At 73.2% G+C, this 13,159-nt stretch carries 10 protein-coding genes; 1 reads left to right on the forward strand and 9 read right to left on the reverse strand.

The annotated features are described in order from the left end of the window. Positions 1-36 precede the first annotated feature (36 nt). The 5 genes from ACQP2F_RS25655 to ACQP2F_RS25675 all read right to left on the reverse strand — a co-directional run bounded on the left by ACQP2F_RS25655 (position 37) and on the right by ACQP2F_RS25675 (position 7,784). Positions 37-1,395 (reverse strand): hypothetical protein, encoded by a 1,359-nt coding sequence (locus ACQP2F_RS25655; protein ID WP_433291510.1) that lies wholly within the window; start codon positions 1,393-1,395, stop codon positions 37-39. After that, positions 1,392-2,120, reverse strand: coding sequence for a hypothetical protein (locus ACQP2F_RS25660; protein WP_433291512.1), 729 nt, complete (start codon positions 2,118-2,120; stop codon positions 1,392-1,394). Before ACQP2F_RS25660 ends, ACQP2F_RS25655 begins: the two co-directional genes overlap by 4 nt. Then, a complete protein-coding gene (locus ACQP2F_RS25665; RefSeq protein WP_433291514.1) occupies positions 2,012-2,665 on the reverse strand; it encodes a glycosyltransferase 87 family protein in 654 nt (217 codons plus the stop codon). Before ACQP2F_RS25665 ends, ACQP2F_RS25660 begins: the two co-directional genes overlap by 109 nt. A 69-nt stretch (positions 2,666-2,734) precedes the next feature. Then, positions 2,735-3,214: a sortase domain-containing protein gene (locus ACQP2F_RS25670; RefSeq protein ID WP_433291516.1), complete on the reverse strand. Its 480-nt coding sequence runs from the start codon at positions 3,212-3,214 to the stop codon at positions 2,735-2,737. Between the two features lie 97 nt (positions 3,215-3,311). After that, complete coding sequence (locus ACQP2F_RS25675) at positions 3,312-7,784, reverse strand: PAS domain S-box protein (protein ID WP_433291519.1); 4,473 nt, start codon at positions 7,782-7,784, stop codon at positions 3,312-3,314. A gap of 129 nt (positions 7,785-7,913) precedes the next feature. On the opposite strand from ACQP2F_RS25675, the gene ACQP2F_RS25680 reads away from it, so the two are divergent. Continuing rightward, positions 7,914-8,537, forward strand: a complete 624-nt coding sequence (locus tag ACQP2F_RS25680; RefSeq protein ID WP_433291522.1) for a PilZ domain-containing protein — start codon at positions 7,914-7,916, stop codon at positions 8,535-8,537. Positions 8,538-8,549: 12 nt separating this feature from the next. Here ACQP2F_RS25680 and ACQP2F_RS25685 read toward each other — a convergent pair whose 3' ends face one another. From ACQP2F_RS25685 to ACQP2F_RS25700, 4 genes are all read right to left on the reverse strand, one after another. Then, positions 8,550-9,344 (reverse strand): endonuclease/exonuclease/phosphatase family protein, encoded by a 795-nt coding sequence (locus tag ACQP2F_RS25685; RefSeq protein ID WP_433291524.1) that lies wholly within the window; start codon positions 9,342-9,344, stop codon positions 8,550-8,552. A gap of 14 nt (positions 9,345-9,358) precedes the next feature. Further along, a complete protein-coding gene (locus ACQP2F_RS25690) occupies positions 9,359-9,598 on the reverse strand; it encodes a hypothetical protein (RefSeq protein ID WP_433291526.1) in 240 nt (79 codons plus the stop codon). A gap of 123 nt (positions 9,599-9,721) precedes the next feature. Continuing rightward, positions 9,722-12,328: a WD40 repeat domain-containing protein gene (locus tag ACQP2F_RS25695; RefSeq protein ID WP_433291528.1), complete on the reverse strand. Its 2,607-nt coding sequence runs from the start codon at positions 12,326-12,328 to the stop codon at positions 9,722-9,724. A 38-nt stretch (positions 12,329-12,366) separates the two neighbouring features. Then, the gene (locus ACQP2F_RS25700) at positions 12,367-13,146 is read right to left on the reverse strand and encodes a helix-turn-helix domain-containing protein (protein WP_433291530.1); all 780 of its coding nucleotides are present in this window, start codon (positions 13,144-13,146) and stop codon (positions 12,367-12,369) included. Positions 13,147-13,159 lie beyond the last annotated feature (13 nt).

The following is a 13,159-nucleotide window of genomic DNA, read 5'->3' on the forward strand; positions in this document are numbered from 1 at the left end:
GCCGCAGGCAAGCGAGGAAGATTTCTCAACGAGAAGTCAGGCAGCGCAGATCGTGACCGGGTTCGAGGAGGAGGCCGCGGCCGGGTGGCGGCGACGGTGCGCGATGACCATCAGCGCCAGACAGGCGACGGGCGCGGCGACGGTCAGGCCGGCGGCCGCGCCGGCGAAGGCGGTCAGAGCGACGGCGGCGGCCCAGGGCCACCGGCCGGCCGGCCGGGCGAGCAGCAGGAGCGAGGCGACGGCCACCGGGTACCAGTAGTACGGATAGGCCACCGGGTCGGTCATCACCCGGAGGAGTCCGGCCACGAGCGGCACCGCGGCGATCGCGAGCCGGTCGGCGCGCATTCGCCACGCGACGAGGGCGACGCCGGTCCCGGCCACGACGGCCTGGACGGCCCGCAGCCACCAGGATGCCTCGTGCAGGCCGAGCAGGGCCGGCATCGTTCCCGGGCCGACCTCCCAGCGCAGATCGAACAGCGCGAAGTGGCCGCTCAGCGCGAACGGCAGATAGACACCGGCGCCGAGAATCGCGGCGAGCACGCCGGTGAACAGGGCGCGAACCGGAAATGCCGAGCGCGCGCCGGTCGGTGGCGGCGCGCCGGTCGGCGGCGGCGCGCCGGTCGGCGGCGGCGCGGCAGTCAGCGGCGGCGCGGCCGTCGGCGGCGGCGCGGCAGTCAGCGGCGGCGCGGCAGTCAGCGGCGGCGCGGCAGTCAGCGGCGGCGCGGCAGTCAGCGGCGGCGCGGCAGTCAGCGGCGGCGCGGCCGTCGGCGGCGGGGCGGTCGGCGGCGGCGCGGCCGTCGGCGGCGGGGCGGTCGGCGGCGGCGGGGCGGCGAGCAGGCCGGGAATGCCGAGAATCGCCCAGGGTGCGATGGACACGCCGAGCGCCAGTGCGGCCGCGGCCAGGATGTGGCGGCTCCGGCGGGCGAGCGCGATGGCGAGCGCCCACAGGGCGGGGATCGTGAGCTCGGCCGGGTGACCGTTCCAGGGCAGGGGCGCGGTCACCCAGAGGAGCGCGAGCAGGCCCGCGACCACCTCCCGGCGAACGATGCCGGCGGCATCGGTGGCGTCGGCCGGCGCGAAGCGCGCGCACGACCACATCGCGGCTACGACGAGGAAGGCGTCGACGACGGCCACGGTGATCGGCGACGGTGCGCCGCCGATCGTGAGCAGGCGGCTGATCAGGAGTTGGGCGGGGCCGGCCTGGTTCCAGACGCCGGCGTAGACCTCGGCGAGGTGACCGTGCAGCAACAGGTCGCCGGCCGCCGAGAAGGCGGTCAGGTCGGGTGGGACGGTCAGTGTGAGCAGGCCGGCCAGGGCGGCCGGCACCGCCGCGATCAGCCGGCGATGCCGGACCAACAGAACGACGAGAACGCGGACACCGGCGCCGACGGTCATGCGGGGGCCAGGTCCGGCTCGGGAGGGCCGGCCGGCGCCTCGGCCGCGGGGGCGGCGGACGCGGGGGCGGCGGACGCGGGGGCGGCGGACGCGGGGGCGGCGGACGCGGGGGCGGCGGACGCGGGGGCGGCGGACGCGGGAGCGGGGACGGTCGCGGAGACCTCGGCCCGGCTCGGGTCTGGGGTGGTCAGGAGGGCGCCGAGCAGGAAGAGCTCGGCCAGGACCAGCCACCACTGTGCGTCGGTGCGTGGGCCGAGGATCAGGTCCAGGTAGCCGGCGGGCGACGCCAGCAGGGCCAGGCCGGGGAGGAAACGCGCCCAGGTGCGGAACGGCATGCGCTCGACCGCCGGCAGGAGGAGGACCACCGCGTACCCGGTCATCAGGAAGTGGACCTCGGAGATGCCGCCGGCCAGGAACGTGCCGAAGAGCAGGACGGCGCCGAGCCACACGGGCGACGGGCGGCCGGCGCGCAGCCGGCGCAGAACCACGGCGGCCACCGCGACCAGGGTCAGGACGGCGGCGGCCACGCCCAGCAGGTGCGGCGCGTGCCGGCCCTCGGCCAGGCCGCGCAGGGAGAGGTTGTTGACCGCGTTGTCACCGTGCAGGTTGGTGCCGGTCAGGCAGTAGCGCAGGACGCGCGGAAGTCGCGGCCGCCGGGCACCAGCAGCATGGAGAGCAGGAGCAGGGCGGCGCCGGGGAGCATGGTCGGCAGCAGGGCCGCCCATCGGCGGTGCAGCAGCGGGATCAGCACCAGCGGCGCCAGCAACGGCTTGACCAGCAGCGACGCGGCCAGCAGCGCGCAGCCGAGCAGCCAGCGGCCGCGGTGGAAGCAGAGCAGGACGCCGACCGCGACCGGCACCAGCAGCTCGCTGAGGTTGCCGAGGAACAGCGACCGGCTGGCCAGGACGCCGCCGAGCAGGCCGAGAGTGGCGGCGGCGAAGACGTGCGGGCGGTACGGGCGCGGGGCCTCGCGGGCGATCAGGAGCGCGGCCAGCAGCAGGGCGGCGGCGCCGGCCACGACCCAGGCGGCGAAGCCGGCCGCGGGCGAGCCGAGGGCGGCCGGCAGCAGGACCACGGCCGCTGCCGGCGGGTAGACGAAGGCGGGATCGCCGAAGACCGGGTCCCCGGCGAGCAGCGCCTCGGCCGCGTGCCGCAGCGGCAGGTAGTCGAGCCCGGGAATGATCCAGCCGCCGAGGACGCCGTCGAGCGCGAGGCCGGCGAAGATTAGGGCGACGACCACCAGCAGGACGCCGCTCACGGGCGGCGGCATCCGGCGCAACCATTCCACAACTACCCGATCGGCCGCCGGCCGGCCGCATTGAGGGCAGAACGGCCGTTGTCAGGACACCAACCGGCTGAACACCACGTGCCGGCCCCGGTTCCAGGTCGCGGCGTCGGTGACCAGGGTCAGCTCCGGCTCCTCCCCCGGGCCGGCGAGCAGGTCGCCGGGGAACGCGTCGTGCGGGTAGATGCCGACCGCGGTGACCGCGAACCGCAGCTCGCTGCCGTCGGCGCGGCGGACCACGATGCGGTCGCCGGGCATGAGCAGGCGCAGCCGGTGGAAGACGGCCGGCCCGTTCTCGGCGGAGTCGGCCGGGCCGACGATCACGGCTGCGCCGGGCTCGCCGGGGGTGGGCGTCGAGTGCATCCAGCCGGCGGGCACGTCGATGCCGGGCGCGTCGAAGATGCGGTCGGGACGCGGGCCGATCGGCACCACGGCGGTGCGCACCCCGATCGCCGGGATCTCCAGGCCGGTGGGCACGGATGGCTCGGCGACCGGCCGCCCGCCGGCCCCGGCCAGCACGTTGCTCTCGGCCATGGCGGCGTCTCCCCTGCGCTCCTGACGGGGCGACACCGCCCCTGGTGCAGGCTATGTCCGGGCGCCGGAGCGGCGGAACCGTTCTATCCGTGATCGGTCACTTCGGGACGGTCTCCATGGTCAGCACGAACCGGGAACCGCCGGACGGGTTGGGCTCGTGGTGGACGTCGCCGTGGTTGGCGTGGGCGAGGCCACGCACGATGTAGAGGCCGAGACCGGTCCCCTTCACCGACGCGGCGTCCCGGTCGGCGCGGGCCAGGCGCTCGAACAGGCGCGGCCGGAACTCCTCGGGCACGCCCGGCCCGCTGTCCTCGACCGCGACGGCGGCCCCGGCCGTACCGTGAGCGCCGATTTTGATCTTGGTTGCCCCGCCGCCGTACTTCGCCGCGTTGGACAGCAGGTTCACCAGGATCTGCTGGAGGTGCCCCGGGTGGAAGAGCACGGGGATGTCCGCGCCGGCGACCGGCAGCTCGAGATCCATCGCCGCCAGCGCCCGCTCGACCTCGGTCCGCAGCGACAGCCTCTGCCGGGCCGCGCTGATCGTCCCGGCGTCGATGCTGACCATCGCCAGCACCTCGCGGACGATCTCGTCGAGCCGCTGCGCCTGGCGGGCGATCGCGTCCACGGCCTGGGCCCGGCGCGCCTCGCCGAGCTCCGGCGGATCGTCGGTCAGCAGCTCGGCGTACCCGCGGATGGACGACAGCGGGTTGCCGATCTCGTGGCCCAGCATGCCGATGATGTCGAGCTTGAGCTGGTTGGCCGCCTCGAGCTCCTGGTTGCGCTCGGCCAGCGACGCGGCCGCCTGGTCACGGGCGTGCTCGGCGGCGCGCCGGGCCGAGATGTCGGTGACCACCGCGATCATGTTCTTCGGCCGGCCGGCATCGTCGCGCACGAGCGAGACCGTCGACGCCACATCGACCCAGTGCCCGTCGCGGTGCCGCATCCGACCTTCATGGGTGTACGAGGTGGCATCGCCCACGTAGAGACCGGCGATCTCGTGCTGGATGGCCACCTGGTCGTCCGGGTGCCACAGCTCGGCGTCCGGCATCCGGGCCATCTGCTCCGGGGTGTAGCCGAGCATGGCCGCGTACGCCGGGTTGACCTGCAGGTGCGAGCCGTCGAGGGTGCGGATCATCTGGCCGGCCGCCGAGTTCGCGAACTGGGCGCGGAACCGCTGCTCGTTCTCGGCCAGCGCCTTCTCGGCGGCGCGGGCGGCGGTGACGTCGGTGTTGATCTCCAGGACCTGGATGTCGGCGTCGGCGCGGGGCCGGTGCGGGACCATCCGGCTGAGCACGGTGACGGTACGCCCGGCGGCCGTCAGGTGCTCGAGCTGGCCGGCCCAGTGCCCGTCGCGGTGCAGCCCGTCGACCACGCCCTGCTCCCCGCCCGCCGGGAAGCCGGTGGCCAGCAGCCGGTGGATGTTCTTGCCGATCGCGGCCCGCGCCGGCCAGCCGTAGAGCGCCTCGGCCCCGGCGTTCCACCCGCGGATCGTCCCGTCCAGGTCGCGCACGATGACCGCGGCCGGGATCAGCTCGAGCAGCCGGGCCTGGCGCCGCAGCTCGGCGTCGACGGCCCGCTTGGCCGTGATGTCCTGCACCTGGTTGACCAGGTAGAGCGGCCGGCCGCGCTCGTCGCGGACCGGCGCGCCGACCAGCGCCACCCAGACCACGTGCCCGTCCCGGTGCCGGTAGCGCAGCTCGGTGCGGTACGGCGCCATGCCGGCCCGGACCGCGTCGCGGACCTGCTCGTCGGACGGCAGGTCGTCGGGGTGGATCAGGTCCTTGTACGTCATCCCGGTCAGCTCGCCGGCCGAGTAGCCGGTGATCGCGCACAGCGCCGGGTTGACCTGCAGATAGCGGCCGAGGTCGTCCTCGTCCATGCTGATCAGGCTCAGGCCCAGCGGCGAGTTCTCGAAGGCCAGCCGGAACCGGGCCTCGCTCGCCTCCAGCGCGGCCAGCGCCCGGGTGCGCTCGGCCAGCAGGTCGGCCTTGCGCTCGGCGTCGTCGGCGTGCCGCAGCGCCGAGCTGAGGCTGTCGGCGAGCAGGGCGAGCTGCTGTTCGTCGGTGTCGTCGAAGACGTTCGAGCGGGCGGCCGAGATCTTGAGGCAGCCGATCACCCGGTTCTCGGCGTGCAGCGGGGCGATCAGCATCGAGCCGATGCCCAGCCGTTCGCAGGCGGCCGCGTTGACCCGCGGATCCTGCCCGGTGTCGGGGCAGTGCGCCGGGGCGTCGGTGACCAGCACCTGGCCGCTGAGCGACCCGGCGATCGGCAGGCGGGTGCCGCCCGCGGGCGCGAGCGTGCCGGCGGTCGCCTGGTAGTAGAGATCGTCGCCGTCGACCAGCTCGACCGCCGAGCCGTCGGCCGCGTCGAACAGCTCCACGGCACGTTCGGCGACCACGCGCAGGGCGTCATCGCGTACCGCCGCCGCCGCCGTGACCTCACGCTGGACGGCGAGTGTCGCCCGCAGCCGGCGCACCGCCCGCTCCCGCGCCGCCGCCGCCGCGCGCTCGCCCGTGATGTCCTGGATCTGCACCAGCCGCCAGCGCCGCCCGGCCGGCCCGGGGATCATCGCGACCGTGACCCGGCACCACGAGACGCTGCCGCCGGGGTGCCGCAGCCGGGTGTCGTAGCAGACGTCGCCGGCGCCGCGCAGCAGCGCGAGCCGGGCCTGGGCCGCCTCCTCGAAGTCGGCCGGGTCGGTGATCTCCCGGTGGCTCAGCCCGACCAGCTCCTCGCGGGAGCGGCCGATGAGCTGCGCGGCGGCCGGGTTGACCCGCTGGAAGCGGCCCTGCTCGTCGGCGATCAGCAGGCCGATCGGGCAGCCGTCGAACGCCGTGCGGAACTGCTCCTCGCTGCGGGCCAGGTCGGCGCGGGCCTGGCGCTCGGCGGTGACGTCGAGCAGCTGGACGACGGCCTGCTGCGGGCCCTGGTCGTCGGTGATGGCGAGCAGGTGCACGGCGACCGTGACCAGGCTGCCGTCGGCCCGGCGCAGCTCGGCCTCGCTCGGCGCGCCGCCGCCGCGGCCCGCGGCCAGCGCGAGGGCGGGCACGTCGACGCCGGTGATCTCCTCGGCCGAGTAGCCGAGCAGGCGGCGGAACGCGGGGTTGGCGAGCAGGATGCGGCCCCGGTCGGCGCCGCGCAGCCCGATGACGATCTTCGGCACCGGGCTGTGCTCGAACACCTCGGAGAACCGGCGCTCGCTGCGGGCCAGCCGGTCGAGCGCGGCCAGGGCGGCGGTGCGCTCCTCCTCGAGCGCCTGCACCGCGGCCGTCGCCTGGCTCAGCAGCTCCTGCTTTCCGGTGGTGTCGGCGGCGTGCCGGAGCGCGCCGGAGAGCGCGTCCGCGAGCAGGGTGAGCTGCTGCTCGTCGGCCTCATCGAACGCGTCCGGCCGGCGGGCCGCGACCGCGAGGACGCCGATCGGGCCGTCCGGCGTGCGCAGCGGGGCGATGAGCAGCGACCGGACGCCCGTCGACCGGACGAAGGGCTGGTCGGCGCGCGGGTCGGCGGCCGCGTCGGCGCAGCGCACCGTCGTGCCGGTGGCCACCGCGACGCCGGCCAGCGAGTGGTTCAGCGGGATGGCCGGCATGGCCCGCTCGGACATCGCCCCGATCCCGGCCAGGGTGCGCATCGTCGCGCCGTCGGGCTCGATGAGCTGCACGGCGGCCGAGTCGCCGGCCGGGAGCACCTGCAGCGCGCGGTCGGCCATCAGGCGTACGACCGCATCCCGCTCGGTGGCCGCGGCGGTGACCTCACGCTGGACCGCGATGGTGGTGCGCAGCCGCTGCGTCTCGCGGCCGGCCGACTCCTCCGCCAGCTTGCGCTGCGTGATGTCCTCGCACTGGACCAGGCGGTCACGGGTGCCGTCGGCTCCGGGGATCGTCGTCAGGCCCACGCGCGCCCACACCACCGACCCGTCCGGGCGTACGTAGCGCTTGTCGAAGCCCGCCGCCGCCTCCGGGTCCGCGCCCACCCGCCGGTCCTCCCGCTCGCTCGCCGAGCGGTCGTCGGGGTGGGTGAGCGAGAGGTAGGGCCGGCCGATCAGCTCGCCCGCCCGCCGCCCGACCAGCTCCTCGAACGCATGGTTGACCCGGCGCAGCAGGCCGTCCTGACCGGCGATGGCCGAGGCCAGCCCGCTCGCGTCGAAGGCCGCCCGGAACTGCGCCTCGCTGCGCAGCAGGGCCTCCCGGCCGGAATCGGCTCCGGCGCGGTCGACCACCTGCATGAACAGCTGCCGCGGCTCGCCCACGCGGGTCACCGCGACCAGGCAGGGCACCACCTGCCCGTCCCGCCGCAGGAAACGGGTGTCGCGCCGGTAGCTGCGGGCCCGGCCCTCGGCCAGCTCCCGCATGCGGGCCCGATCCTCGCCGACCTCGTCCGGATGGATGAGCGACGCGAGGTCCAGGCCTTCGAGCTCGGCCTCGCCGCGGCCCAGCAACGACGCCATGGCCGCGTTGACCCGCAGGTTGCCCCCGTCCGGGTCGAACACGGCCATGCCGATCGGCGAAGCGTCGAACAGCGAGGGTAGCCAGGCCTCGCTGTCGGCCGGCCGATCCAGGAAGCCGACACTCACACCGTTCCGTTCGGCCCCTTCGCGCCGGATCTAAGCGTCGGCGCTTTCCTCAAGTCGCACGCCCGGGAACCGACTCAGAGCTGGCAGCAGTTTCCGTTTCTGCGTTCTTTCCGCGTTCAGGAGATCGTCGTGGCAGAGCTTCCCCGCCTCGGTACGCCCATGTTCCTGGTGCACACCGAGGAGACCAACTACCGTTCCCGGCTCGAGGCCGTCGAGGGCGACATGCTCAGCGTCGCCGCGCCGCTGGAGACCGAGGGCCCGGAGGCGCCGCGGCCGGGGCAGACGGTCGAGATCTTCTGGGCCCAGCCGCGGGCCCGGGTCATCCTGCCCTGCAAGCTGGTCGAGATCACCGACAGCGCGCCGTACCGGTGGACTCTGAAGCCGATCGGGCTGCCGCAGCCGAGCAACCGGCGCGAGTTCGTCCGCGGTGGCGGCGGCCCGGCCGTCCAGCTCGGGGCCGAGCCCGAGGAGGCGCCGCTGCACGGGCGGCTGCTCGACATCAGCGAGGGCGGCCTGCGCTGCCTGCTGCTGCACAAGCCGGCGCTCAAGGTCGGCGACCCGATGTCGGCCGCCCTGCGCCTGGAGACCGGCGACGTCGAGGTGACCGGCACCGTGCACACCGTGCGCGAGGCGTACGGCGAGCCCGGCTACGAGATCATCCTCATCTTCCGCCCGGACGAGTCGACCGCGCGGCTCATCCGTCAGCACGTCTTCAGCTGGGAGATCGCCGAGCGCCGCCGGGAGGAGGACTAGCCTCCACCGCTCTCAGACGTCGAGGACCAGGGCGCGATGGTCCGAGACCTCGGGCTCGGCCATGATCTCGAAGCTCTTGACGGCGGCGATGTCCGAGATCAGCAGGTAGCTCGCGTGGCGTACCGGTTTGCGGTAGTACGAGGTCCGGGTGTCGGCCGTCCCGACCAGGTCGGTGAGGCCAGCCTCGGCCAGAATGCCGAAGGTCTCGCTGCCCGGCAGCAGGTTGAGGTCGCCGGCGACGACCACCAGATCGTGCGGGCCGCGGATCCGGCGCACCAGCGCGGCCAGCCGCTCGGCCTGCTCCCGGCGGGCGGGGGTGTCGGCCTTGCCCGCCGGGTCGCGCAGCCCGTGCATCTGGACGGCCCAGACCGAGCGCCCGGTCGCGCGGTCGGCGGTCCGCACGGCGAGCGCGATCCGCGGACGGTCGGCGACGGCCCACTCGGCGTGGTCGGCGAACTCCCCGTGCACGTACGCCGAGTCGACCCCGACGACCGGCAGGTGCCCGGCGACGAGGGTCGCCAGCCCGAAGTCCTGCCGGTGGCGGGCGCCGTCACCGTCCCACACGGGCCCGGAGTCACTGGTCACGAAGATCGCCTGGTGTTGTGGCAGCGCGGTCCGGACGTCCTGGAGTAGATCGGCCCGCTGGGGCAGAGTGCGGTGCGCGTCCTCGAAGCGGGTCCAGCCGCTCAGTCCGGGCGTGCGCGTCACCTCCTGCAGGCAGAGGATGTCCGCCCCGCTGCCGGGAAGCCACGCGACGAGCTCTTCGTAGAGGGCGCCACCCCAGGCATTCAGACTCACGATCCGCACCGGGTCACGCTAGATCAGCTTCGGGCGCCTCGTCGCCGGGTTTTCCGCGTGCGGCGCCCTTCCCACGCCGGCAGTAGGAAGGAGAGCGCGCGCAACGCCAGGGTGAGAGCCGAGGCGAACGCCGCCCCGCCGGCGATGACCGACGCAACCCCACCACCGGCCCCGACATCGACCATGCATGTGACGACGCCGGGGATCAGGCTGAACAGAACCGCCGCGGCGAAACTGAACATCCGCAGCTTACCGGGAGTCATGATTCGGTGCCTTTCGCTGAATGGATCAGGGATCGCAGCGGTATGCCTTCCGCCCGCTGCTGAAATCCACCTCATCCGTTCATTCGTTCATCCGCCATCGAGTGAACGCATTGGCACAAATTGCTACACGAGAATCGTCGAGCCGGCGGGAGTCCACCGGCAGATCGCCCGGCCCAGAGCGGCGTACACAGCCTTTTCGCTGATCGCCACACTCGTCACCGCGTTGAGGCAGGGCACCACGGCTGTTCGCCGGTTCTCCGTCCAGAGACCAAGCGTCTTGTCGCTGCTGCCGGAGACGATGATGTCGTGACCGCCGAGCCGGCCGAGAGTCACCGCATTCACCCAATCGGTGTGGTCGATCAACGGGTCGCCGATCGGCCGGCCGGTGTGGTCCCACAGTCGTAGCGTCTTGTCGTAGCTGCCGGAGACGATGACGTCCCGGTCGCCGAGGCGGCCGATCGCCACCGCGCTCACCGGGCTCGTGTGGCCGGTCAACGGGTCACCGATTCGGCGGCCGGTACGGTCCCACAGCCGTACGGTCTTGTCGTAGCTGCCGGAGACGATGACGTCGTGATCGGCGAGCCGGCCTATTGCCACCGCATTTATCCAGTTGGTATGGCCGGTCGACAAGCCGACGGCGGACCGGCCGGCGGCGGACCACAACTGCACATTGCTGTTGGAGTCGGCGGCGGCGATGACGTCCTGTTCGCCAAGTCGGCCGACGGCTACGGCACCCACCCATTCGGTGGTGGTGGTCAGCGCATTGCCGACCGGATGCCCGGCCGAGTCCCACCATCGCACGGTGGCGTCGTAACTGCCGGAGACTACGGTTTCCGCGGCAGCGCCCCGATGAACAGCCACGTCGATCACGGTGTCGGTGTGGCCGGTGAGCGGTTCCCCGATCGGGAACTCGTGGGCATCCCACAGGCGCACCGTGCTGTCATAGCCCCCGGAGACGATGATGTCGCGGTCGTCGAAGCGGCCGATGAGCACCGCGTGTACGGGGCTGGTGTGACCGGTGAGCGGTTCCCCGATCGGCGAGCCGGCGGCATTCCAGATCCGTACCGTTCGGTCGTCGCCGGCCGAGACGATGACGTCCTGGTTGCCGAGCCGGCCGATCGCCACGGTGTTCACCGCTTTGGTGTGACCGATGAGGGGATCGCCCAGGGGATCGCCCGAGGCGTCCCACACCCGAACGCTGCCGTCGCCACCGGCGGAAACGATGACATCGTGACCGCCGAGCCGGCCGATCGCGACGGCGCTCACCCATTCCGGGTGATCGGTGATCGGGTCGCCGACCGGCCTGCCCTGCGCGTCCCACCGCCGCACGGTGCCGTCGTCACCGGCGGAGACGATCAGGTCCTGATCGCCGAGGCGCCCGACCGCCACCGCGTTCACCTGCTCACCATGGCCGGTGAAGGGATCGCCGACGGGCGCGCCGGCCGCACTCCACATGCGAACGGTGCTGTCGTGACTTGCGGAGACGATGACGTCGTCGTTGCCGAGGCGGCCGATCGCCACCGCGCTGACCGTGCCGCCATGTCCGGTGAGCGGGTCGCCGATCGAGGTGCCGGCCGCGTCCCAGAGTCGTACCGTGCCGTCGGCGCCGCCCGAGACGATGATGTCGTTCTGACCCACGCGACCGACCGTTACCGCGCTGACGGTGCCGATGTGCCCGGTCAACGGCTCGCCGACCGCGGCGCCGGAGGCGTCCCACAGTCGTATGGTGCCGTTGTCCAGTCCGGCGACGATGACCTTGCGGTCACTCAGACGACCGGCGGCGATACATCCGGGCATCTCGGTGGTGACGACTTGATGCGGGGTACCGAGGCTGTGCGCCCACTGCAACGTCAGCGACGTGGTGGCAAGCCTGCCGAAGCGGCGCTGCAGCGAACCGACGCCGAGGTGAGCGGATGCGGTCGCCAGCAGGTCGGCCCGCATCTCGGGTGCGGACTCGCGAACGCGATGGTTGGCCAGGCGAAGTACCGCGATGATCGCAGCGTCGTCCCCGGCCGAGCCGGCCGGCAACAGCGGCAGGAGGCGATCCCAGTCGGCGACGAGGAGGAAATGCTCCTGGGAGAGCAGCAGTGACAGACGGCAAGCGCCGGCGGCATGCTCGGCGGCGTGGCTCCTCGTGTAGGCATCGGCCTGCGCCCACCCTTCGGGGATGGGCGGCAACAGCGTCGCCAGGATGACGGTTTCGTCGTGCGGCCGGTCGTGCCGCCAGCTCAGCATGTCGTCGACGAGCGCCTGGTGGAACAGGCGAGTGACCACCGTGTTTTCGGCGACCGTCGTCTGGAGCAGGTAGTCGGCGGCGCCCGTGTCACGCAGCTGGTCGAGATCCTCGCTGGTGACGCGATAACCGAGGGCGGCGGCGAAGTCGCGCCACCGGCTGTCGCCGATGCCCTCCCCTCGTGCGTAGGCGAGCGCGGTCAGCATGCCCCGGGCCCGCAGACGCCGGTCATCAGGCAGGGCCTCGAGGTACCGGCCTATCGCCTCGTGGACGGTGGCCGGCACCTTGGTGTCGTCGAAGTCGGACGACGCGGGGTCGACGCTCCGCACCTGTCCGGCCAGGTCGTTCGCGGCCAGTGCGGCGACGAGATAGTTGCGATCGGCTTTACGGGCGACGACCGCGGCCAGTCGCCGGGCAAGTCCGGGATCATCGCGGTAGGCGCGTGCGGCGACGTTGTCCGGTCCCTGCGTGAGAACGACCGCGGCGAAGGCTTCCAACCCGGCACGATCGAAGAAGGCGTCGGTGTCGAGATCTATCAGGTTGGGGCTGTCCGGCCCGCGAACGCCCAGGGTGTGGAGTCGAGCCCCTTCCCGCCCTGAAGATCGGCGGTGGCCACCTCGTCCAGGCCGTCCACGAAGAGCAGCAGCCGGATGTCCTGATCGGCCCTCAGGTATTCGAACAGGGTGTCCGCGGTCGACCGGGCCGGCAGGCCGACACCGGCGGTGACCGCGTCCAGGATGTCGGCGAAGGTGGCGCCTTGGGCGTTGATTGCCGCTCCGGGCCCGCACTGCTCGTTCTCGAGCTCGATCACGACACGCGCCAGCACCGCCGATTTGCCGGCGCCCGGTTGCCCCGTGATGACCAGCGGACGCTGCGGCTGCTCGTCCGCACTCAGCCATGCGCGGACCGCGGCAATCGCCTCGGCACGGCCGCGGAACATATCCGCCTGGCCGACGTCACCGCGGTGCCCGCGGCCGCGGGAGCTGAAGTAACCGCGGGCGTCCGCACCGCCGCCTTTCCGCATCAGCCACCGGCCCATGACCGGCGCCGGCGACGACCCGGCTCGGTGCCGATCAGGGTAGATGCGGTCGTACGCCTCCAGCCACGGCCGCTGGTGCGCCGGGCTCAATCCGCAGCCGGTCAGGAAACCGGCCACCGACTTCCGGGTCGGGGTGGTACTGCCGGACACCAGATTTGTCGTCGTTCCCTGGCCGATGCCACCCTTTCTCGCGACGTCCCGGACCGAGCGGCCACACTGCCGACGCAGCTGGCCCAGCGAAGTACGCAGTTCCTCGGCCGTACGGACCCGCGACAATCGCGACTGCCAC

The sequence above is a fragment of the Actinoplanes sp. CA-030573 genome, from assembly GCF_050951115.1.
In the GTDB taxonomy this organism is placed as follows: domain Bacteria; phylum Actinomycetota; class Actinomycetes; order Mycobacteriales; family Micromonosporaceae; genus Actinoplanes.

Bases quoted from the DNA above. Each gene is read 5' to 3' on its own strand.
- ACQP2F_RS25655 (WP_433291510.1), bottom strand. From the start codon at position 1,395: ATGACCGTCGGCGCCGGTGTCCGCGTTCTCGTCGTTCTGTTGGTCCGG.
- ACQP2F_RS25660 (WP_433291512.1), bottom strand. From the start codon at position 2,120: ATGGGCGGCCCTGCTGCCGACCATGCTCCCCGGCGCCGCCCTGCTCCT.
- ACQP2F_RS25665 (WP_433291514.1), bottom strand. From the start codon at position 2,665: ATGCCGCCGCCCGTGAGCGGCGTCCTGCTGGTGGTCGTCGCCCTAATC.
- ACQP2F_RS25670 (WP_433291516.1), bottom strand. From the start codon at position 3,214: ATGGCCGAGAGCAACGTGCTGGCCGGGGCCGGCGGGCGGCCGGTCGCC.
- ACQP2F_RS25690 (WP_433291526.1), bottom strand. From the start codon at position 9,598: ATGACTCCCGGTAAGCTGCGGATGTTCAGTTTCGCCGCGGCGGTTCTG.